Consider the following 21,552-nt stretch of genomic DNA (forward strand, 5'->3'; position numbering starts at 1 on the left):
TTGGGAAGTTACCTACACAGCGAAGAAATAGAGCCTACAAAAACCACGCTAATATCCGGTCATCTCCAGATAACCTACCCCACCGTCAAACTGCACCGGCCCTTCCCAGTACGGAATACTCAGGTTCATCCAGGCTTTGGGGTTGACGGCCTGGGGGGTGATATCCAGCTGTTTGCCAGGAATTTTCAGCGACCAGCGTGTAGGAATGTTGCGGCCGTCAATGTGGGTGGTTTCCAGCGGTGTCAGCTGGATATCCGCGTTGTGCAGGGTTTGCGTACGCCCTTCGTGATCAATCCAAGTGCCGGTCATATACGACGCACCGTCGGTTTGTCGCACACGAAACAGCATCAACTGCTCGCCACGGTCCAGGTGCAGCGAGAACCAGTCCCAGCCGGTCTGGCTGGCGGTCAGCGGTTGGCTGCTCCACTCGCGGTCGAGCCAAGCGGCGCCGGTGACTTGATAGGTCCTGCCGTCGATGCTGACGCTGCCCTTGGCGTTGAAAAACGGCTGGCTGTAGTAGTACGACGCTTGGCCCTGGTCGGATTTGCGGCTGTAGCCGCCGTCGCCCTGCAGCACCAATGGGCGACTGGAAGTGAGGTGCACGTCATAGGCGAATTGCGCGCCGTTGGCCTTGAGCTGCATGTCCGCCAACGCGCTCGCGGCACCGGGGCGGGTGGCGAAACTCCAATCGTCAATCCAGGCGTTGAACGGCACCGCCTGGACGCCGGCCTGGCCGACGCCACCTCGGGCGTAGCGCTCGGCGGCGTAGTGGTGGGTGGCGGAAGTGACAGCGGCGTGCCCAAGCCAAATGGTCGAGTCGTGCCAGCCCGCTTGCGTCGGCCCGGCCTTGAGGGCGTTGCGAAACAACGTCCATTGCACGCCGAACACATTGCCTTGTTCATCCTTGAGGTTCGCGGTGACGTACCACCATTCAATGCGAAAGCCGGCGTGGGAACCATGGTCTTCGGGGAAGCTGAAGACTTTGCCGGGCACCACTTGGGCGAAATCTGCCGCGTCACTGCCAAGCCCGGCAAAGCTTTCCTGCGGCTCTGGGACTTTGTCGCAAGCGCCCAATAACACTAAAAACGCCCACAACAGGCACTTAATCTTCATTGGCAAACGTCCTCAACAAATCCGCCGGGCGGCTGCGGTACAACTGCCACAACGGCCAGGCCGAGGCCAGCAAGGTCGCAAGCATCGCCAACCCGAGCAATTGAGCCAGCTGCCACGGGAACACCTGCAACGGCAAGCGCCAACCAAAGGCCTGCACATTGATCACGGCGTCCAGGCACCACGCCAACAGCAGGCCGAGCGGCACAGCCAGCACCAGCGTGAGCACCGCCAACAGCCAGGTCTGGCCGAGGTTGAGCAGCATAAGTTGCCGACGCGTGACACCCAATGCCCACAGCGGTGCAAGTTGGCCAAGGCGGCTCTGGCTCTGGGTCAACAGGCTGATAAACAGCGCGACACCGGCCACGCCCAACGTCAGGCTGTTCAGCGCGGCCGTGGCGGCGAAGGTGCGTTCGAACACTTGGCTCGACCAACCCTTGAGTTGCTGTTGATCGATGATGCGACTGTCTTCCAGGGCAAAGGCGCGTTGCACCTCACGCACCAGCGGCGCCACGTCCGACGGTGAAACCCGCAGGTTGAAACGCGCCGGTGACAGCGTCGGCCAGTGGGCCAACAGGTGCTGGGCATTGACCAACACGTGGCCCTTGGGGTTGCCGTAATCGGCGTAGATCCCCACCAGTTTGGGCGCCCATACGCCGTGTGGCGTGGGGATGCTCACGCTATCACCGAGCTGCACACCGAGCCTGCGCGCCAATTGCTCGCTGAGCATCAAGGTATCGCCTCGCTGCAACTGGTCCCACGGAGCATCCGTCGCCTCAAGCAACGGCCAGTGCTGGCGATAGGTCGGGTCGTCGACCACGCCAAACAAGTCCGCCGGCCAGCCCTGCAATTGCACCGCGACCTGCCAGGTGGGCAACACCGTTTGTACCAACGGGTGTTGCGCCAGCCAGTGACTGAGCTGCTGCGCCTGCGTCGGGTTTTGCGGGTTGAGGTACAGCTCGGCGGTGAGACGCTGCTCCAGCCAGTTATTGAATGTGTGACGAAACCCCGAGGTCATGGAACCCGCGCCAATATTCGCGGCCAGGGCCAATAGCAATGCCATCAGCGCAAGACTCAAAGCCGGCAACTGTTGGCGGCAGTCCGCCAAAAACCATTGGCCGAGCACCGAACGGCTGCGCCCCAACACGGCCTTGAGCAGGCCATTGAGCACCACCGGCAAACCGAGGGCAGCGCCAAGCAACAAGGTGGCCATCAGCACAAAGCCGGCGGCCAGGCTATTGCCCACCCACAGCGCCAGCACCGCGATCAGCAGCGCAGCACTGGCCACCCAACCTTGACGGCGCAACCAGCGTCCATGCGCCTCATGCCAGGCCTGGGCGTTGGCCAGCGCCAGCAATGGCAGGCGCGCCGCCCGCCATAAGCTGCTGGCGCCAGCGAGCAAAGCGCCGAACAAACTCAAGCCCAACCCCGCGCCCCACCACCACGGGCTCAGGTTTAACTGCCCCGCCACCTCGGCGCCATACAAGCCGCGCAGGCTGGCCGCCACATCCGGCAGCAGCAGACTGGCCAGCAGGTAGCCGCACGTCACACCAAGCACGCCACCCAACAATGACAACACGCCGAGTTCGACGCTCAGGCTGACGATCAACATCCGCACGCTGACCCCGCAGGCACGCAAGGTACGCAACAGCCCGCGCCGCTGCTCCAGGGCCAGGCCGATGGCGGCGTGCACAATAAACAGCCCCACCACAAACGACAGGAAGCCCAGCGCATCGAGGTTCAGGTGAAAGCTTTCGGTGAGGCGCGCGAGGTTGTTGTCCTCGCCCTGCTTGAGTTGCAATCCGGCGGGCGGCGTGGGGTGGCCGGCGGCAAAAGCCTTGTCCACCAGCAGGCGCGACAGGCGCTCGGGCATCTCCAGCACAGGTTGGGCAAAACCAATATCGGTGAGCAGCAAGCCGGGCGCCATATCCGGTTGGGCTTGCAGCGGCGGCAGTGTATGACCGCTCAAGGTAGTCGGCTGCTGACCTTCGTACAGCCCTAGGCTCTGCAAGGTCTGCGGCGCGATCCAAGTGCGCCCCGGCGGCTCGAAAAACGCCAGCATCTGCGCCTGGCTCAAGCGCTGACCCGCCACCGCACCACTGCCGGGCAACGACACCGGGTCGATGCCCATCAACTGCAAGCGAACATCTTCCAGCCCCTTGAGCTGCACGCGCCCCTGCACCACCGGCGACACCGGCCACCCGGCACGACGCAGCTGGGCAAACACCGCCTGCGGGAAAGCGGCCTCGTCAGGTGCACTGAGGCTGGCCTGCGGTTCACCCCCGATCAATTGGCTGGCGCGGGCATAGCTGTCGCGCGCCTGGCTGTTGAGCGCTTGCACGCCAATCAACAGCGCGGTGGCCAGCCACAGGCCGGTGAGCACGCTGAAGAACTGCACGGGATGCCGCCGCCAGTGGCTGAGCAGCGCGCGTAATGTCCAATAAAAAACCGCCATCTCAAGCGGCGCCTGCCGGTACGACACGGCCGCGGTGCAGCACCACCTGCCGGTCCAGCCGTGCGGCAATGCGCGGGCTGTGGGTGACCATCAACAGGCTGGTGGGGCTGTCGCGCAGCAAGTCGAGCAGCAGTTGCAGGACTTCATCGCTGGTGGCTTCGTCAAGGTTGCCGGTGGGTTCATCGGCCAACAACAGGCCCGGCCTTGACGCCAATGCCCGCCCCACCGCGACCCGTTGCTGCTGACCACCGGAGAGTTGTTCCGGGTAGCGCTTGAGCAGATCACCCAGGCCCAGGCGTTCCACCAGTTGCGCCTGCCACTGGGGGTCAAACCGCCCCGCCAGCCGCGCCTGGAACGCCAGGTTGTCCTCGACCCGCAAGCTGCCGATCAGGTTGAACTGCTGGAATACCAATCCGATTTGCGTACGCCGCCAATGGGCCAGTTGCGCCTCGCTGAGCTGATCGAGGCGCTGCTCACCCACCTGGATACTGCCGCCATCCACCCGATCCAGGCCGGCTACCAGGTGTAACAGGGTGCTCTTGCCGCTGCCCGATTCGCCCATCAACGCCAGGCTGCTGCGCTCGGCCAGGAGCAAATCGACACCGGCCAACACCGCTAACGAACCCTGGGGGGTGGCGTAGCTTTTAGACACTCCTTGCACCTGCAACATGGCAACACTCGTTTGATGGGCGGCAATCGAGAATAACGGTTGCGGCTCCCAGCCACGCAAATTTTTCACATTGATTTCACCGGCTGCCCACTCACTGCACTTTAAATTGCCGGCCATGGGTCATTCGTCGGCAACTTGTTAGTTGCCACGCCTGACAACTTTTAACCACAACATGTTCAGCGAAAAGACAGCCCACCTGTGACAGCCTCCGGCACCACTACGGGCATTCGCCAACACGTTGCGACCAACTAACACGACACTGCCAACAATGCCCATGGTGAATGAAGTGGTTGACCTTACCCTGACCAAACCGCGCTCACGCCGGGCCTTTATCAAGCGCCTGCGACCGCTATGGCTGGGGCTATTCGTGGTCGGCCTGCTGGTCGCCGGCAACCTGCTCTGGCACGCCTCGCCACGCGACCTGGGCGTCAGTGATCGCCTGCTGACGTCCCACGTGCTGCCCCTCTGGCGCGACGGTGACCTGATCGTGCTGGTGCGTCACGAAGAGCGCTGCGACCGCTCGACCAACCCTTGCCTGGGCCCCGTGGAAGGCCTGACGATCAACGGTAGCCAACAGGCGGAAACCCTGGGCAACGCCTTTAAAACACTGGGCATGGAGGGCAGCGACGCACTGGCCAGCCCCGCGATCCGCACGGCTCAGACGCTGCGCTTCATGTTTGGCAAAAACGAAGTGACCTCCGGCCAGCAAGCCGTCTGCGGCGCGGCGATGGGTGAAGAACTGCTCAGCCACAAAACCCCAGGACGCAACCTGGTTTTCGTCACCCATAGCGGTTGCATTGCCGACTTCGAAGCCACCCTGGGCTTTCCCCACGCCACGTTCCCCCAGTACGGCAGTGCACTGTTCGTACAGGTATTGCCCCACGGTAAATTCAAGACCTTGGGCATCGTCAACAATCCCGACTGGCCCGCCGCGCTGAAACAACTCTATTAACTTACCCTTCGGCCTGTTCAGCAAAAAGACAGCCCTGCCCTGGCATGTTTAGTTGCGCCTTTTCATTAAGGACGACATGACTATTTCCCGTAACTCAGTGAAGGCTGTGGCCATTTCCGTTATTACTTCATTACTTCAAACATCCGCCACTAAGCGTCAGGGAGCGACGTGCTCATGAATCGATTAAAGCCCCTGCCGGTAGTGTTGCTGGCCTTTATCGCGTTTTACCTGTTGCCTCTGGGCCTGCACGGCTTGTGGACCCCGGACGAAACCCGCTACGCCCAGATCAGCCAGGAGATGCTGCAAAGCGGCAACTGGGTGGCGCCGCACTTCATGGGTATCCGCTACTTCGAAAAACCCGCCGGCGGCTACTGGTTGATCGCCCTGGGCCAGGCAGTGTTTGGCCAAAACCTGTTCGGTGTGCGCATCGCCTCAGCCGTGGCCAGCGGCCTGAGCGTGCTGCTTGCCTACCTGGTTGCCCGCCGCCTGTGGAATGATCCGCGCAAAAGCTTCGCCTGCGCCTTGCTCTACCTGAGTTTTGGCCTGGTGGCCGGGCAAGCGGGCTACTCCAACCTTGATCCGCAATTCACCTTGTGGGTCAACCTGAGCCTGGTCGCCCTGTGGTTTGCACTTGAAAGCGCCACGACGCGTGCTCGCCTATTCGCCTGGGCCGTGCTGGGCCTGGCCTGCGGCCTGGGTTTCCTGACCAAAGGCTTCCTGGCCTGGGCGCTGCCAGTGCTGATTGCAGTGCCCTACATGCTCTGGCAACGCCGCCTGGGCGAGTTGCTGCGCTATGGCCCGCTGGCGATGGCGGTTGCGGTGTTGGTGTGCCTGCCGTGGGCACTGGCGATCCACCTTCAGGAACCCGACTTCTGGCGCTTCTTTTTCTGGAATGAACACATCCGCCGCTTCAGCGCCGACAACGCGCAACACGTGCGTCCGTGGTGGTTCTTTCTGCCGATCATCGCGGTGTCTTGCCTGCCGTGGGCAGGTCTGCTGCCCGCCACCCTGTGCAAGACCTGGCAGGAAAAGCGCCAGCCGGCGATCACCTTCCTGGCCCTGTGGTTGCTGCTACCGCTGGTCTTTTTCAGCCTGAGCAACGGCAAGCTGCCGACCTACATCATGCCGTGCCTGCTGCCCCTGGCATTGCTGATGGGGCATACCCTGGTCGACCTGATCAGCACCGGCCGCGCCCGCACAATCTGCCTCAATGGCCTGCTCAACTTCGTGATCGGCATGGTCGCCATGATCGGCTTGATCTACCTGCAAATCGCTCGGCCGATTTACAGCAACAGCCATGCAGAGATGTTCAGCCTGTCCCTGGCTTTTATCGTGTTACTGGTGTGGATCCTCGCCAACTTGTTGCAAGCGTTTCGCCCGCTGACGTTGTGGGCAATGCCGGTGCTGGGCATCGGCCTGCTGGTGACCCTGCTGCCAGCGAGCATGCCGGCGTGGATCGCAGATAACGAAATGCCCGACCCGTTCGTGCTCGAACACCTTGAAGAATTGCAGCAGACCAACGCACTGTTGAGCAATGAACTGAGCAGTGCCAGCGCCCTGGCCTGGCGCCTGAAACGCCCGGAAGTGGCGCTGTATGACACCGAGGGCGAGCTGCGCTACGGTTTGCAATACGCGGGGGCTGTACGTCGCAAAGTCGAATTGGAGGACGTACAAACCTGGCTCAAGGACGCGCGCCAGCGCGGCTCGGTAGGCGTGCTGATGCGAGTCAACAGCACCAGTGAAATGCGTGAGGCAGGGCAACTGCCGCCTGGGGGCAAACGCTACCACAAGGGTTGCCTGGAACTGATCATCTACCCGAAATCGGCCTGAGGGCGGCATTGTGGATAACTGAACGCGGTGATCCTGCTGCCGTTATTCGGCGTGGTCTATCCATTTGGCAGGCTGGCGGCATGGATAAATGCCTCATCCAGACTGTCACCACCGTATGTGCTCATGAAGCTTTGCGCGTCTGTGAAACGGTTGAATCGCCGCTGACTAAGCATGTAAAAGTCATCGCAATGCATGACGATTTCATCAACGTTGTGCGACGAAACCAGCACCGCGACACCTTCCGCCGCCGCCCCCTTCAGGCATCGCCAAATGTGATAACGAAACTCAGGGTCTACACCCGCCGTGGGTTCGTCCAGTATCACCAGGTCCGCGTTGGCGCAGAGCAATGACAAATAAAAAAACCAACGCTTTTCTCCGTAGCTACAGAGGGAGGATTTTTTGTTCCAAATGTCGCAATACCTTTCTGCAATGCCGGGGCTCCATTTTCCGATCCTCTCCAGAGCGTGCTGTTGAGTGACCTTTGTTTCGGAGCAAAAGAGCATGGTCATTTTGAAGATGTCGAACATGCGGAACACGGGGGGCGTGTTGATGATTTGCGACAGGTAAAGCAGTTTGGAAAAAGAGTTGTTTATCTCACCGCCAGCAATCTTCTTCAGGCCACAAATCACATCGAAAAAGGTAGTTTTTCCGGAGCCATTAGGGCCCAGCAACCCTGAAATGGAGCCCGCCTCAATTGTCAGAGTCGCATGATGCAACAAAATATGAGAGGCATACCTGACGTCAAGTGAGTTTACGATAAGCCGCTTCATCAATAACGACTCCATACGGGATTGATAAGTAAAAAGCGAAACATCAAAAAGAAAGAAACCACCAACAAAACGACAACCATCAAAACAACCAACCAGCACTCCGCCAACCCGACTAACATAACCTTGTTTGCCCACCACATTGGATTAAAAAAACTAACGATGACAAAGGCTGGGCGGGGGGAACCCGTACCTACAATCCCGAGCGCCAACATCGCCAGTGACAACATGGAAAAGACAGTACTCGCATTCTGAAAACCCAGCGGCACCAGCGTCAGCAATAGCGAAGGTATGGCAAAAATAAGAAAACAAACATAAAACCGCACAACCACAACCAAGTATTCAGCGCCATTAAAAACGCCAAAAGAATAGCGTGTGAGCACATAGAAAACAGTGCAATACAGTACGGCGACAACCGAATACGCGAGAAACTGCCCAATAAGAAAGACAACCCTTGTTCGGCCCGTATAAACGAATGACCGCAGAAAGCCACTTTCCCTCCGGCCCACTATGTAGAACGCCAGACCAAATAGCGCCACACTTGACGCTACAAAAGCGTAAAACCAGGAAGTGCTGGACAAATAATCGACAGCGGTATCACTCACTGGAGCCTTGGCGTAGGTGATCAAATAGTAGGTCACCACAGGAGATACCACTGTCCAAAATAATGCAACAGGCTCTTTCAATTGTTCCTTTATAAAGAGCGCCGCGAGTGAACATGGCGCGAACAACAAATACTGATTCATTATTCACCTCACGGAACGGGACCTTTCTTTCTAATACTCAACCGCTTACCAACCCGCAAAAAAAAAAAACACTCTAGCCCTCCCGGAGAAAACCGCAACAGTTATAAATATTTAGCGCAGGACAGTTGACGATTTTAATAGGAAGTTTCACTCACCACTTTCGGAATACTAACAATTTCACAAAGTACCAAAGTTTCTTCCAGCCTTCCTCATCAAATACGACCTTTTATAAAATCAATACGATACGACTCACCAAATCATAAGAAACAGAAAGCTCCAACTCAGGTGTTTTTTGTAAGATGAGGACTATTCCTACAAGCACGCATAAAACAATCCGACAAATGGCACCATTCATATCGCGCCTGAATAGATAGGTAACCCTAACTTGACTCCGCTTCGTCGTTCAGCAGCGAGCTAGTCTTATGGACTGGCAACCCCCTCACCTGCTCCTGCACCGCCCGCCCCTCGGCCCGATTGCGAATGAACCCAGCCCGGGTGAACCGTTCCAGAAACGGCACCGGTAACGACGTGCCCGGTGTCACCGCAGGATGCTCGGCCACATCCCCAAACAAGGTGTAAGCCGCACTCGGCAAGTGCCGGGTGTTGAGGTCGCTGGTCAGCCGTCCTTCCTGCAATACGATCGCGCGGTTGGTGACCCTTTGCAGGTCGGACAGGCGCTGGGATATGTAGAGGATGGCCACGCCTTGTGTGCGCTGACTGTCGACCAGGCCAAGCAGGCGTTCGGTGTCGGGTTCCGGCAAGGCCGCGGTGTGTTCGTCGGGCTGTTGGTGCACGGCCACAATGCCGACTCGGCGTGCCGACAAGGGCGAGCTAAAGCGTTGGCGCTGCCCATCGACCCACGGTTCACCGGCATCCGGTGCCAGGGTGCTGCGGAGGATTGTTACGCCCGAATTAAATGCGTTGCCTCATCAACAACTCAATAGCTGAATCGCATAGCAAAAAGACTTTGAGTTATAGGTTCCTTATCAGCAGTTGGTTGATTGCTAGGCTGACGGTGAGCCGCTGAAACGATTAAAAAGCTGTAGGACATTGGCTATGTTTAGCCGCTGCCGGATTTCACGATCACCTCAAAAAAGTAATTATTACTTAATTATCAATACGTTAAATAACCTCAGAAACATCTCTAGGTTTTTCGCGTCCGGAATTGTCCCTCAGAAACGTCGAATTAATGACGTGGTTTTTATGGCACTTTGTATCGATCGTTTCCGCCACATGCGTAGGACGAATCCCCTAGCCAACTACAATTTCGAGTACCCACTCTGGTGTGTGAGCCAAGGATCGCCCCGCAAAGGCCAGAGAATTTGTAGACGGTTTTCGACATCAAGGATGAGATGGCAATGAGTTTGACCCGCAGTATTGCAAACACCCAAAGCCCGAATTTCTATGCCGAAATGGGCGAGTTGATTGCCAACAGTGGCCACGCGGACTTCGCCGCGCACATGCTGCACCTGGTGGACAAGTGGGTACCGATCCACCTGGTGGACCTCAGCGAATGGACCCTCGACGAGCTACGCAACCGCGTGCTCGATATCACGTTGCTCGGCAGCGCTGGCCAGACGCAGGATCTGCCGCCGCCCCTGCCCCTGAACTCCATGGACGACCACCCGTTGCTGCGGGAAATGCTCGGCATGCAGGACCCGCTGCTGATCCAGCTAAAGGCCAAGGCTAAAAGCGCGTACCCACGCGGCAACTCGCACCAGTGCAACCTGGTGTCGCGCCAGGGCAACCGGCGCTGTGTGATTTCGTTTTATCGTCCGCCCAACCATCGCGGGTTTTCCCTGGCCGAGTTGTCGTTTCTCAAGTGCCTGTCGGACACCCTGCTGCCACTGATCGAGTGCCATGCGCAGAGCCTGCGCCAGGCGCCGCACTCCGAAGTCGAACCGGCCCACACGTTGCTGGAACAATCGCAATTGCAGCGTGAGTTCTACCAGCGCCTGTCCCTCGGCGACATCACCCTCTCGGCACGCGAGCAGGAGGTGTGCCTCGGCCTACTGACGGGCGGCACCGTGCCGCAGATGGCGGAAAAACTCAGCGTGAAGAAGAGCTCCATCGAAACCTACCTCAAGCGCGCCGCTGCCAAGCTGGGCGTCAGTGGCCGGCATGGTTTGGCCAAATGGATGATCGGTGCTTGATGAGTAAATTGAGCGCATTCGCGATGGTAGGGATGCTCAGCGGTTGATCGCAGACTATCAAAGGCCCGAGGTATTTCAGGCACAGTAGCGTATCCAGCGCGCCCACCCGTTCCCGGGGTCCTGCTGCAATGCCGCCCGGATATCCTCCCGACCAAACACCGCTACCGCGGCGACATCGACAGCAATCCTACGTCCCTTGATGTAAAGCGTTGGAGGCCCCGTGGGATGAGGCACTTCCTGTGGTGAGGGGATTTGTTGCGCTCACTGTCGTGAAATCACAGCCTCAGCCTCAATCTCGATCAACCACTGCGGCAACGACAACCCGCTGACAATGATCCACGAAGACGGCGGAGGGTTGTGCGCGAAGCGCTCACGCAGCGCTTGGGCAATCGGCTCCTGCTGGTCACGCGCTGACTCGACGATATACAGCCACAGTATCACCACATGGGACAGATCGCCGCCGACCTCGGCCAGAACCTTTTCGATATTGTCCAGGGCGGTCGCGGTCTGCTCAGCGATGCCAGGGCCGACAGTACGCTCCTGGGCATCCACGCCCACCTGGCCGGAAAGCAGGATGCGCCGGCCTTCCGGTACTTCCAGTGCCTGGCTGAAGCCATATTGCAGGGAGTTGAACACGGTTGTGGGATTGATGACTTTTCGCTGCATGACGAGTCCTTGTTGTCGGTGGGAAAACAAGGCTAACGCACTGGGTTGGGGCAATCTGGTGATTCAATATCTGGCAACATTTCAACCATCATGCCCGGGACCCTTGTAGTGAGCGGGCTCGCCCCGCGCTGGGGGGCGAAGCCGCCCCAAACAAGGCAACGCAAAACTCACCTGACACAGCGCGGGGATCCGTTTTGGGGCGGCTTCGCCCCCCAACGCGGGGCGAGCCCGCTCACTACAAATATTCAGTGACCAAATCGCGGAGGTTCACTGTAAATCGCGAGCTAGCGTTAATGTTCCTAAGCACTATTCCTGGAGCAACGGATTGCGCCCAAAACCTCAAACACATCGCCTGCGTCACGGTCGCTACTCAGAACACGGACGTAGCTATCTCATTACCATGGTCGTTCACCACCGCCAGCGTTTGTTCGCCGACCTGTTCCTGGGTCGCCTGATGGTTGCCGAGTTCCGACAAGTTCATGAACTTGGGTTGGTCGATTCCACGGCATGGGTAATTATGCCTGACCATATTCATTGGCTGTTTGAGTTGAAACAGCAGACGTTGGCCGACGTTGTCCGGCGCATCAAGTCACGCAGTGCGCTGACGATTAACAGGCGTCGCAGAAGCAAGGAACGCGTCTGGCAACCTGGTTATTACGATAGGGCTGTGCGTGTAGAGGATGATATTCGTACGATGGCGCGCTACATCGTGGCTAACCCGTTGCGAGCAGGCCTGGTTGAGCGGGTAGGCGATTACTCACTGTGGGATGCTGCCTGGCTCTGACAGCGCGCCGATGGGCAATCATCGAGATGACCAACCCGTTGCTTCCCAATGCGTCCTACGGCACGAAACAGCCTACCAATGCCCCACCTCAGCGCCAACGCCGCCGGGCGGCGGATCACGTGCTCCACGGTCACCGTCCACAAGCGCTGGGCGCCTTCAAACAAGGCCACGTGCGGGCCGTCGAGGATCAGCGAGGTCCGCCCGGCAACCTGCAACACATCCCCCGAGGCAAAATCGACAAACAGCAACCCCGCCAGCGGGTTCACCTGCAAGTTGCCCAGGGTGTTGAAGAACAGGTTGCCGGCGAAGTCGGGGATGGTCAGCACGTTGCCTTCAACCCGCACAAAGCCGGTGTTACCACCGCGATGGGAGACGTCCACCGAGCGTTGGCCGTCCACGTCCACGTAGCTGGCGACAAAAAACGTGTCGGCGTCGCGGATCATCGCTTGTGCCGCGTCGTCCAGGCCATTGAAGCGTTCCACCTGCGTGCCGGGCTTGCGCGCGATGGAATCGATCGGCCGCAGTTGGATGTACTTAGGGCAATTGCCGAAGGTGTGCACCACGTCGACCGAAAAACCATCGTGATCGCGCCCGCTGATTCGCCCATTCATGCGGTTGCGACGGCGGGTGTTGAGGTCGATGCCCAGCACGCCCACCGACGCGCCGTTGAGCAAAGCGTTGCGGGCAGGATCGCCCGCAGACGGCAAGCTATCGATCTGCAAGGTCTGTGGGCGTGGCGAGTGGACAAAGCCCGGCGCCCCTTCCACCATCGTCGCCCAGGGAATGCCCTGCTCGTCCACCGCGCCCAACATCAGGTAAGGCAACAAGGGATAGAAATCCCGATGCTGCTCCGGCAGATGATCACGAATCACCTTGGGCCCGACCACGGCCATGCGTTCGGCCACGCCAACCGCTGCTTGCATCTGCCGTTCGCCGGCATGCCAGGGAGTTTGTTCGATCAGGTTCATGGCGAGCACCTCATGTTGGATACCTCGATGCTGCGCCTTGCCAACCACCGAGGGAATAACCACTCCGGGCAATCCACTATTACGCCAGTTGAAAGGCTGGATGCTCGCGCAGCGCAGCCACGCAGTGGTCGACAAAACTGCGCACACGCATCGGCGCATTGCGACCTTCGCGATACACCACGTGCACCGGCAGCGACGGCGGTTCGTAGTCCGGCAACACCTGCCGCAGTTGGCCCTTGAGCAGATGCTCGTGAACCGGATAGCTCAGGCAGCGAATCAGCCCCGCCCCGTGCACGACCGCATTGATCGCGCCCTGCACCGTGGCGCAGTTCAGGCGCGCGCGGGTCTTGAGCTGATAGCCATGGAAATCCCAATACACCTGATCGGCACTGGCAATCAGCCGATGTAGCATGAGGTCATCCGGGTGCAGGGGTTCGCCGTTGGCCGCAAGGTAATCGGGACTGGCGCAAAGGATAGGCCGCACCCGGCCCACCGGCCGTGCAATCAACGATGAGCTGGGCAGTTCGCCGACGAGGATCGCCACATCCAGTCCCTCTTCATGCAGGTTCGGGTAATAGTCATGGTAGTGAGCAACGAGGCGCACCTCGGGGTAGCGGTCCATGTAGTCGGCCAACACTGGCGCCATCACATAGCGGCTGAACAGGAATGGCAAAAACACCCGCAGATTGCCCTCGGCCTGCACATGCAACCCTTTGGCCGAGGCTTCGGCGGCGTCCACGGCGGTGAGCAGGCCCACGCAGTCGACCAGGTAGGCGCTGCCAGCGTCGGTCAGGCTAACGCCGCGCGTACTGCGCTCAAGCAACGGCACGCGCAAACGCGCTTCCAGGCGTGCAATCGCCCGCACCAGGGTGGGCCCCGACACCCGCACATCCCGCGCCGCCGAGGCCAGGCTCGGTTGTCCGGCCAGCGCGGCGAACAGTTGCATATCGCGATAACGCGCCATCAGCTGCGCCGTTTCATCGCCGGGTTAAGGGCGGCGTCCTGGCTCAGGCGATGGCTGAGAAAGTCGACAAAGGTGTTGATCTTGGCAGGCACGCGGCCGCTTCTCTGGAACACCACCTGAATGGGCAAGGGTGCCGGCTCGAAGGCTTCCAGGACAATTTCCAGCTCCCCGGCGGCCACCGAGGCTGCGACTTGATAGGACAGTACCCGCGTCATGCCCCAGCCCAGCCTCGCCAGGTTGATCGCGGCATTGTTCGCCGAGACGACCAGGCGCGGCTCAATAGGCACCGTCAGCGGCTGATCCGCGTCGACAAAATTCCACTCACTCACCAATTGGCTGGACGACGACGTGGCAATCTTGGCCTCACGCACGTGCGACGGATGCCGGGGCCGCCCGTGCCGGTCGAGATAGGCCGGCGATGCACACACCACCCGACGAACTTCGCCGACCTTGATCGCCTGTTGCCCCGGCTCGTGCAGATGGCCAATACGCACCGCCACATCGACGCCTTCGTCGCTCATGTTGACCACGCGGTCGACCAGCAAGGCGTTGATGTTGACCAAGGGAAACCGGTCGAGGTACTCCCCCAGCACCGGCGCCACATACAGCTCGCCAAATAGCACCGGCGCGGTCACCGTCAGGTGGCCACAGGGGATGGAATAACTGCCCGCCGCCGCTTCCTCGGCTTCATTGAGTTCCGCCAGGATGCGCCGACAATCTTCCAGGTAACGCTGGCCGGCTTCGGTCAGGTGCAGGCTGCGGGTGGTGCGTGCCAGCAGTTGAGTGCCGATGCGCGCCTCCATCGCGGCGATGGCCCTGTCACGCTCGGGGGTGAGGTTTTCAGGCGGCGCGCGGCGGCGGCAAAGCCCTCCTCCTCGGCCACCGCCAGGAACACCTGCATTTCATGAAATCGATCCATCGGTGGCCCTCTTGAACGTTACTGTGACTGCAAACCTACCGCCGTGCGCGGCATGCCGACAAAGCCCGGCAACGCCTCGATGCTGGCGAGCCAGGCACGCAGATGAGGGTAGTCGGCCAGCGATACATTGCCTTCCGGCGCATGGGACACGTAGGTGTAGAAAGCGATATCGGCAATGGTCGGTTGCTCGCTGGCCAGGAAGCGGCTTTGGCTCAGTTGTGCTTCGATCAACTTCAGCAAAGCGTGGGATTTGGTAATGGCAGTGACAGTGTCGACCTCGGCACCAAACACCAGGGCCAACCGTGCTGTGGCGGGCCCGGCGTGAAGTTGACCGGCGGCAACCGAGAGCCAGCGCTGCACGCGGGCCTGCCCCAAAGGGTCGCTCGGCAGCCATTTTCCTTTGCCGTATTGGGTCGCCAGGTAGAACAGGATTGCATTGGAATCGGCCAACACAGTGCCGCTGTCGTCAATCGCTGGCACCTGGCCGAAGCTGTTGACCGTGGCAATAAAGTCGGGGGCTTTGTGGGCGCCTTGCTTGAGGTCCACGAGGATATAGTCGGTGGGCAGCCCCAGCAGGGACAGCATCAGCTCGACCCGGTGGGAGTGGCCGGACAACGGGAAACCATAGAGTTTGATCATGAGAAGCTCCAACAGCGTGGGGTATCGACGCCCCGCATGTTCCACCGCTGCCCCGACCGCAGGAGTCACCAGGATTTACAATCCAGTATTTCATCCGGCAAAACAATCACGCGCCGGATAATGCCACGATCAGGTTGAACAAGGTGGTCTTCACCGCACTGTCCAGCTCGGTCCAAGCCAAACCAGTAGTGGCCTGAAAGGCGCCCAGCTCCATAGGCCGCGACACGCAATTGGACGGCAGCGCCCGTGCCGCCTGCTGCGGCAGCACCCCAACACCCAGCCCTGCGGAGACCAGCGCGAGCATGGTGGTAAATTCGCCCAGCTCAGAAGCGATCTCCAGGGGCATGCCCACGGCCTGGATAAATTCGTCGTAGAAACCCGGCGCATAGCGTCGCGCGAGAATGTACACCGGCACCCGAAGCAGATCGGTGGGGTGGATCGACGGCTTCAACGCCAAGGGATGATCCATCGGCAACGCCACACAAAAATGCTCGTGCAACACCGCACGGGTCTGTACGCCGGGGTGACTGGCGGGCAGGCGCATCAGGCCGAAGTCCAGCAGGCCGCGCTTCAGCGCGGCAGCCTGGTCGGGGCCGGCCATGTCCTTGAGCTCCAGCTCGATACGCGGGTATCGCCGGTGCACCGTGCGAATCAATTCCGGCAACAACTGCGGCAGCACCGACGACACAAACCCCAGGCGCACCCGGCCGATTTCGCCGCGATTGGACGCCCGCGCCGCGTCCGCCGCACGCGCCGCCTGATGCAAAGTGGCCTGGGCCTCAGGCAGAAACACGCGGCCCGCATCGGTCAGGGTCACCGAATGGCGATTGCGATCCAGCAGGCGTACGCCCAGGCCACTTTCCAGCAATTTGATCTGCATGCTCAACGCCGGTTGCACAATCGACAGCTGCGCCGCCGCCCTGCCGAAATGCAGCTCTTGGGCGAGCACCACAAAGGCGCGCAAGTGCTTTAGCTCCATCAAGCTTCTCCGGTTATCACAGATGTTGATCACCCGATCATAAATGAACATTGGACCCACTGCCTGTACTGGAGTGAACTGAGGCCAACCAAGCAGGACATCATCGGGTTTTGCTGATAACAATAAGCGCGTCAGGAGCAACCGCCCCGTGCACAACGTTTTAGACCACTTTCGCCTCGATGGCCGGCTTGCGCTGGTCACTGGTTCCAGCGCCGGTATCGGCCTGGCGATCGCCCGCGGCCTGGCCCAGGCCGGTGCGCGGGTGGTGCTCAACGGGCGCAACCGCAGTACCTTGCGCGACGCCGCCGCACTGTTGACGCTGGAAGGCCTCGAGGTGCACACACAGGCCTTTGATGTGACCGACAGCGCGGCCATCCAGGCCGCCGTAGCGAACATCGAAGAACGCCTCGGCCCGCTGGATATCCTGGTGAACAACGCCGGCATGCAACGCCGTGGCCCGCTGGAAGACTACAGCGAGCAGCACTGGCGCGAACTGATCAGCACCAACCTCGACAGCGCCTTTTTGGTCGGCCAGGCCGTGGCGCGGGCAATGATTCCGCGCAAGCGTGGGCGCATCATTAATATCTGCTCGGTGCAAAGTGAGTTGGGCCGCCCGGGTATTGCGCCGTACGCGGCGAGCAAGGGCGCGCTGAAAATGCTCACCAAGGGCATGGCCATCGATTGGGGCCCCCATGGGCTGACGGTCAACGGGATCGGGCCTGGGTATTTCAAGACCGAGCTGAACGCCAATCTGGTCGCCAATCCGCAATTCAGCGACTGGCTGGTGCAACGCACACCGAGCCGCCGCTGGGGTGAGGTGGACGAGCTGGCCGGCGCCGCCGTATTCCTCGCCAGTGACGCCGCCAGCTTCGTCAACGGTCATATTCTTTACGTCGACGGTGGCATCACCGCGTCGCTGTAACCCTGGAGAATTGTATGCACGCCATTGTCTGCCATGCCTCGAAAGACTTGCGAGTCGACCGCCTGGACGAACCACAGCCCCTCGCCCCCGCCCAACTGCGGGTACGCATCGCCCGGGGCGGTATCTGCGGCTCCGATTTGCACTACTACCAGCACGGCGGCTTCGGCACCGTGCGTCTGCGCGAGCCGATGGTGCTCGGCCATGAAGTGTCGGCGGTGATCGACGCGGTGGGCAGCGATGCCGGGTCGTTCAAGGTCGGGCAACGCGTTGCGGTATCCCCGTCGCGCCCCTGCGGTGGTTGCCGTTACTGTCATCAAGGTTTGCCCAACCATTGCCTGAACATGCGCTTCTACGGCAGCGCCATGCCTTTCCCGCATATCCAGGGCGCGTTTCGCCAAAGCCTGGTGATCGAGACCCATCAGGCCCATCTGCTGGCCGATGAAGTCAGCCTGGCCGAAGGGGCGTTGGCCGAACCCTTGTCTGTGGGTTTGCACGCGATCCAACGGGCCGGCGCAGTGTTCGGCAAGCGCGTGCTGGTGACCGGCTGCGGTCCGATCGGCAACCTGTTGATCGGTAGCCTGCTCGCTGCTGGCGCCGCTGAAATTGTCGCTGTGGACCTGTCTACCAGCGCCCTCGCCTGCGCTGAAAAAATGGGGGCCACGCGCACCCACAACCTCGCTGGCGGTGCCGATGCGCTGAAACGCTACACCACTGAAAAAGGCTATTTCGACGTCATGTTCGAAGTCTCCGGCAGCGCCCAGGCCCTGCGCAACGGCCTGGAATGCATCGCGCCGCGAGGCGTGCTGGTCACCGTGGGCTTGGGCGGCGACGTGTCGCTGCCGCTCAATCTGCTGGTGAGCCGCGAGATCGACCTGCGAGGCACCTTCCGCTTCCACCCGGAGTTCGCCCAGGCGGTGGACTTGCTCAACCGCCGGATCATCGACGTGCGCCCGGTAATCTCCCATACGGTGCCATTTGAGCAGGCGCTGCAGGCGTTTGAACTGGCGGCGGACAAGACGCAGGCGATGAAGGTGGTGTTGGATTTCGGCGTGCCTGATCCGGGAGTGCAGCCCTCCCAACAACACTGAGCCCCTACTCCCACAGTGTTCAGTGGCGTTCCCGAGGCCATCAGCGCTCTTGCAAACGATCGCGCAAGAACCGATGGCTTGGGGAAAACAACCGCCGATACGTCAACAGCACCGCCCCCACCGTGCCCAACGCCGACGAGGCCGCAATCAAGAACATAATCACGATCTGATACCGCACCGCATCCACCGGGCTCTCTCCCGCCAGCACCTGCCCGGTCATCATGCCGGGCAGGCTGACGATGCCCACCACGGTCATCTGGTTCAGCGTCGGGATCATCCCCGCGCGCACCGCCTGACGGATGGCTTCCTGCGCCGCTTCCCAGCGTGAGCCGCCGAGGGCCAGGATCATTTCAATGGTGTTGCGCCCTGAGGTCAGCTCCTGGGTCATGCGTTCGATACCCAGCGATACGCCAGTCAGGGTGTTGCCGAGGATCATGCCGAGAATCGGGATCGCATACTGCGGCTCGTACCACGGATGGATACGGATCACCGCAAACAGGCCCACCGCCGTTACCAGCCACGAACTGCCCCACACCGACAGGATGCTGTCGACGCGCTGCCCCCGATAAGTCCGCTGCCCACGCCCCGCTGCCGAGAGACCGGCGATCAGTGTCATGGCGAACATCAACGGCAGCACCACGTACCAGTAGGCAAACTCGAACACCCAGCCCAGCAGGTAACCGATGGCCAGCAGTTGCACCACGGTCCGCGCCGCCGCCCATAGCAACTGGCGCTCCAGGCCCAGGCGCAACAGCAACGAGAGCGCACCGTTAATCAGGATCAGCGAGGCGGCGATGCCCATGTCCAGCGCGGTGAGGTTTTGATAGTTCATGCCGGTGTCACTGCGCTCAACACGCCAGCACTCATCTGCAAGTGGATGTCGCTCATGCGCCGGGCCTGGTCGAGGTCGTGGGACACCCAGATAAAGGCCCGTGTGAGATCGCCGGCAAACCACGCATCGATCAACGCTTCCACCTCGCGCGAGGAAGCTGGATCAAGGGCGGCGGTGGGTTCGTCGAGCAACAGCACTTCGGGGTTGAGTTGTAAGGTGCGGATCAGCGAAACCACCTGGGATTCACCACCCGACAGGTCGACGGCGCGCTTGGCCAGAAAATCCGGGGCCTTGCCGGCGTGCCCGAGCAGTGTGGTGACCGCCGCCAGATCGAAGCTACGCTTGCGCGAGGTCTTGAGGCTGAAGGGAAAGCGCAGGTTGTCTTCCACCGTGCCGTCGAGCAGCGCCGGGCGTTGGGACAGGTAGCTGATATGGCAGCGGTAATGGGGAATCTGCGCATTGCCGATTGGCTGGCCGTTCCACAGGATCTGCCCGGACGTGGGCGCATCCAGCAACGCCAGCGCGCGCAGGAACACACTTTTTCCGGAACCGGACGCGCCGGTGATCGACACGCGGTCGCTGGCGGTCAAGCTGAAATCGGTGGGCTGGAGCAAGGGCACTTGGCGGCGCTCGTCCATGCGTATGAGGGCGCGGGTTTCGATCAGTACGCTCATGGACGCGGGGCTCCTTGTAAATCCTGATAGACGCAATGGTGAGGCAGACGCACGAAGTTTTCATGAAAAAATTCAAACTATCGCCACCCACGTCGTTCACACCATCACGTGCAACGTTCAGTAGGAGGCAACATGCAATACCGACAACTGGGCCATTCCGGCTTGCTGGTGTCCGAAATCATCCTGGGCACCGTGCCTTTTGGCGGCCGCGCAGAGTTTGAAAAATGCGGATCGGTGGACGTGCCCCAGGCCAAGCGCATGTTCGATATCGCGTTCGACGCGGGTGTGAACATGGTCGACACCGCCGATCTCTACTCCCACGGGCTGGCCGAAGAAGTGGTCGGTAAAGCCCTGGGCGACAAGCGCCACGACATCCTCCTGGCCACCAAGGGCCGCAGCCCCGTTGACAAGAACCCGAACAACTCTGGTTCCTCGCGCTATCACTTGATCCGTGCGTGTGAGGCCAGTTTAAAACGTTTGGGTACCGACCATATCGACCTTTACCAATTGCACAATTGGGACGGTATGACGCCCATCGAGGAAACCCTCGAAGCGCTGCGGTTGCTGGTGGGCTCGGGCAAAATCCGCTACTTCGGCACCAGCAACTTCACCGCCTGGCAGATGATGAAAACCCTGGGCAAAGCCGAGCTGCATGGCATGCTCAAGCCCATCACCCAGCAGATCTACTACACCCCGGAATCCCGCGAAGCCGAGTATGAGCTGCTGCCACTGGCGCTGGATCAGTCAGTGGGCACCCTGGTATGGGGCCCGATGGGCGAGGGTTTGCTGACCGGTTCCACCCGTCGCGGGCAAAAACCGCCCGCTAACACCCGTCAGGGCAGCGATTGGCCGGAACCCTATGTGCACGACCAGGAGCGCGCCCTGGACATTATTGAAACCCTCGCTGCTGTCGGTGATGAACACGGTGTCTCAGTTGCCCGCACGTGCCTGGCATGGCTCAAGGATCGACCGGGGATCACCTCGCTGATTGTCGGCGCGCGCACCGAAGAGCACCTGCGTGACAACCTTGCGGCGACTGAACTGAAACTCACCGAAGAGCAGTCTTTGCGCATCGAGGCGGTGACACGTCGCCAGCCGCTGTACCCGTACTGGCATCGTTTCACCGCCGGTATCGACCGCTTTGATCCGGCGGAACAGCCGTTTCTGGCGGAGCATCAGAAGACCCTGGATGCGCGCACCGACAAGTAGCGCGGGCAGGTGACACACCGCAGAGCAAAAACTGTGGGAGCGGGCCTGCTCGCTTCCACAGTTTGATCAGCGTGCCCTCGGGAATTTGCAATCGCGCCTTACACTGCCTATATTTCCCGCCTGGCGCTCTCTACGCCACCTTCCGCGGAAAGGGCTGCGCCCAAGACCCTGCAACACCCTCTTTTGTCTACGACTCCCAACCTTAAAGCGGAAAAGGTTTGTGCA

At 60.5% G+C, this 21,552-nt stretch carries 20 protein-coding genes and 1 pseudogene; 7 read left to right on the forward strand and 14 right to left on the reverse strand.

All coding sequences use genetic code 11. The annotated features are described in order from the left end of the window. Positions 1–48: 48 nt before the first annotated feature. Genes AACY44_RS15645 through AACY44_RS15655 form a run of 3 tightly spaced genes read right to left on the reverse strand, consistent with a single transcriptional unit; the run spans position 49 to position 4,235 of the window. Positions 49–1,113, reverse strand: a complete 1,065-nt coding sequence (locus tag AACY44_RS15645) for a lipocalin-like domain-containing protein (RefSeq protein WP_339427873.1) — start codon at positions 1,111–1,113, stop codon at positions 49–51. After that, positions 1,103–3,565: an ABC transporter permease gene (locus AACY44_RS15650; RefSeq protein WP_339437189.1), complete on the reverse strand. Its 2,463-nt coding sequence runs from the start codon at positions 3,563–3,565 to the stop codon at positions 1,103–1,105. The genes AACY44_RS15645 and AACY44_RS15650 overlap by 11 nt, the downstream gene beginning before the upstream one ends. A gap of 1 nt (position 3,566) precedes the next feature. Then, complete coding sequence (locus AACY44_RS15655) at positions 3,567–4,235, reverse strand: ABC transporter ATP-binding protein (protein WP_339456990.1); 669 nt, start codon at positions 4,233–4,235, stop codon at positions 3,567–3,569. A 274-nt stretch (positions 4,236–4,509) separates the two neighbouring features. Here AACY44_RS15655 and AACY44_RS15660 point away from each other — a divergent pair, with 274 nt between their 5' ends. Both AACY44_RS15660 and arnT read left to right on the forward strand, forming a co-directional pair. Continuing rightward, on the forward strand, positions 4,510–5,187 hold the full coding sequence (locus AACY44_RS15660) for a histidine phosphatase family protein (protein WP_339418072.1): 678 nt from the start codon (positions 4,510–4,512) through the stop codon (positions 5,185–5,187). 174 nt (positions 5,188–5,361) lie between these two features. Further along, positions 5,362–7,017 (forward strand): lipid IV(A) 4-amino-4-deoxy-L-arabinosyltransferase, encoded by a 1,656-nt coding sequence (gene arnT, locus AACY44_RS15665; protein WP_339418046.1) that lies wholly within the window; start codon positions 5,362–5,364, stop codon positions 7,015–7,017. Between the two features lie 56 nt (positions 7,018–7,073). On the opposite strand, the gene AACY44_RS15670 is transcribed toward arnT, so the two are convergent. From AACY44_RS15670 to AACY44_RS15680, 3 genes are all read right to left on the reverse strand, one after another. Next, a complete protein-coding gene (locus AACY44_RS15670; RefSeq protein WP_339530591.1) occupies positions 7,074–7,787 on the reverse strand; it encodes an AAA family ATPase in 714 nt (237 codons plus the stop codon). Next, complete coding sequence (locus tag AACY44_RS15675; protein ID WP_339530593.1) at positions 7,787–8,530, reverse strand: ABC transporter permease; 744 nt, start codon at positions 8,528–8,530, stop codon at positions 7,787–7,789. The genes AACY44_RS15670 and AACY44_RS15675 overlap by 1 nt, the downstream gene beginning before the upstream one ends. A 380-nt stretch (positions 8,531–8,910) precedes the next feature. Continuing rightward, entirely contained in the window at positions 8,911–9,330 is a 420-nt protein-coding gene (locus AACY44_RS15680; protein ID WP_339427875.1) for a hypothetical protein, read from the reverse strand. A 558-nt stretch (positions 9,331–9,888) separates the two neighbouring features. On the opposite strand from AACY44_RS15680, the gene AACY44_RS15685 reads away from it, so the two are divergent. Then, positions 9,889–10,683 carry a helix-turn-helix transcriptional regulator gene (locus AACY44_RS15685; RefSeq protein ID WP_339530595.1) on the forward strand — a complete coding sequence of 265 codons (795 nt, stop codon included), beginning with the start codon at positions 9,889–9,891 and terminating at the stop codon, positions 10,681–10,683. A gap of 261 nt (positions 10,684–10,944) precedes the next feature. Here the strand turns inward: AACY44_RS15685 and AACY44_RS15690 are convergent, their stop codons facing one another. Further along, entirely contained in the window at positions 10,945–11,349 is a 405-nt protein-coding gene (locus AACY44_RS15690) for a Rid family hydrolase (RefSeq protein WP_339427876.1), read from the reverse strand. Between the two features lie 325 nt (positions 11,350–11,674). Here AACY44_RS15690 and AACY44_RS15695 point away from each other — a divergent pair, with 325 nt between their 5' ends. Further along, entirely contained in the window at positions 11,675–12,133 is a 459-nt protein-coding gene (locus AACY44_RS15695; protein WP_339530597.1) for an REP-associated tyrosine transposase, read from the forward strand. Here the strand turns inward: AACY44_RS15695 and AACY44_RS15700 are convergent. The 5 genes and pseudogenes from AACY44_RS15700 to AACY44_RS15720 all read right to left on the reverse strand — a co-directional run bounded on the left by AACY44_RS15700 (position 12,103) and on the right by AACY44_RS15720 (position 16,602). Next, positions 12,103–13,101 carry a pyridoxamine 5'-phosphate oxidase family protein gene (locus AACY44_RS15700; protein WP_339418058.1) on the reverse strand — a complete coding sequence of 333 codons (999 nt, stop codon included), beginning with the start codon at positions 13,099–13,101 and terminating at the stop codon, positions 12,103–12,105. The genes AACY44_RS15695 and AACY44_RS15700 overlap by 31 nt on opposite strands. Positions 13,102–13,180: 79 nt before the next feature. Next, on the reverse strand, positions 13,181–14,065 hold the full coding sequence (locus AACY44_RS15705) for a LysR family transcriptional regulator (protein WP_339530599.1): 885 nt from the start codon (positions 14,063–14,065) through the stop codon (positions 13,181–13,183). Next, a pseudogene (locus AACY44_RS15710) lies at positions 14,065–14,984 on the reverse strand (LysR family transcriptional regulator). Before AACY44_RS15710 ends, AACY44_RS15705 begins: the two are co-directional and overlap by 1 nt. Before the next feature lie 18 nt (positions 14,985–15,002). Next, on the reverse strand, positions 15,003–15,623 hold the full coding sequence (locus AACY44_RS15715) for a glutathione S-transferase family protein (protein ID WP_339437184.1): 621 nt from the start codon (positions 15,621–15,623) through the stop codon (positions 15,003–15,005). Positions 15,624–15,729: 106 nt separating this feature from the next. Beyond that, positions 15,730–16,602 (reverse strand): LysR family transcriptional regulator, encoded by an 873-nt coding sequence (locus AACY44_RS15720; protein ID WP_339418063.1) that lies wholly within the window; start codon positions 16,600–16,602, stop codon positions 15,730–15,732. A 148-nt stretch (positions 16,603–16,750) separates the two neighbouring features. Between AACY44_RS15720 and AACY44_RS15725 the strand changes: the two genes are divergently transcribed. Continuing rightward, positions 16,751–17,524 (forward strand): glucose 1-dehydrogenase, encoded by a 774-nt coding sequence (locus AACY44_RS15725; protein ID WP_339418064.1) that lies wholly within the window; start codon positions 16,751–16,753, stop codon positions 17,522–17,524. Between the two features lie 14 nt (positions 17,525–17,538). After that, positions 17,539–18,612 carry an L-idonate 5-dehydrogenase gene (locus AACY44_RS15730; RefSeq protein ID WP_339418066.1) on the forward strand — a complete coding sequence of 358 codons (1,074 nt, stop codon included), beginning with the start codon at positions 17,539–17,541 and terminating at the stop codon, positions 18,610–18,612. 40 nt (positions 18,613–18,652) lie between these two features. Here the strand turns inward: AACY44_RS15730 and AACY44_RS15735 are convergent, their stop codons facing one another. Together AACY44_RS15735 and AACY44_RS15740 are read right to left on the reverse strand one after the other, a co-directional pair. Next, positions 18,653–19,444 carry an ABC transporter permease gene (locus AACY44_RS15735; protein WP_339418069.1) on the reverse strand — a complete coding sequence of 264 codons (792 nt, stop codon included), beginning with the start codon at positions 19,442–19,444 and terminating at the stop codon, positions 18,653–18,655. Beyond that, positions 19,441–20,118 (reverse strand): ABC transporter ATP-binding protein, encoded by a 678-nt coding sequence (locus AACY44_RS15740; RefSeq protein WP_339497539.1) that lies wholly within the window; start codon positions 20,116–20,118, stop codon positions 19,441–19,443. Before AACY44_RS15740 ends, AACY44_RS15735 begins: the two co-directional genes overlap by 4 nt. 132 nt (positions 20,119–20,250) lie before the next feature. Here AACY44_RS15740 and AACY44_RS15745 point away from each other — a divergent pair, with 132 nt between their 5' ends. After that, positions 20,251–21,327 carry an aldo/keto reductase gene (locus tag AACY44_RS15745; protein ID WP_049712509.1) on the forward strand — a complete coding sequence of 359 codons (1,077 nt, stop codon included), beginning with the start codon at positions 20,251–20,253 and terminating at the stop codon, positions 21,325–21,327. The last annotated feature ends 225 nt before the right edge of the window (positions 21,328–21,552 follow it).

Origin of the sequence: Pseudomonas sp. RA_15y_Pfl1_P11, assembly GCF_963970975.1 — a bacterium.
Classification (GTDB): domain Bacteria; phylum Pseudomonadota; class Gammaproteobacteria; order Pseudomonadales; family Pseudomonadaceae; genus Aquipseudomonas; species Aquipseudomonas tritici.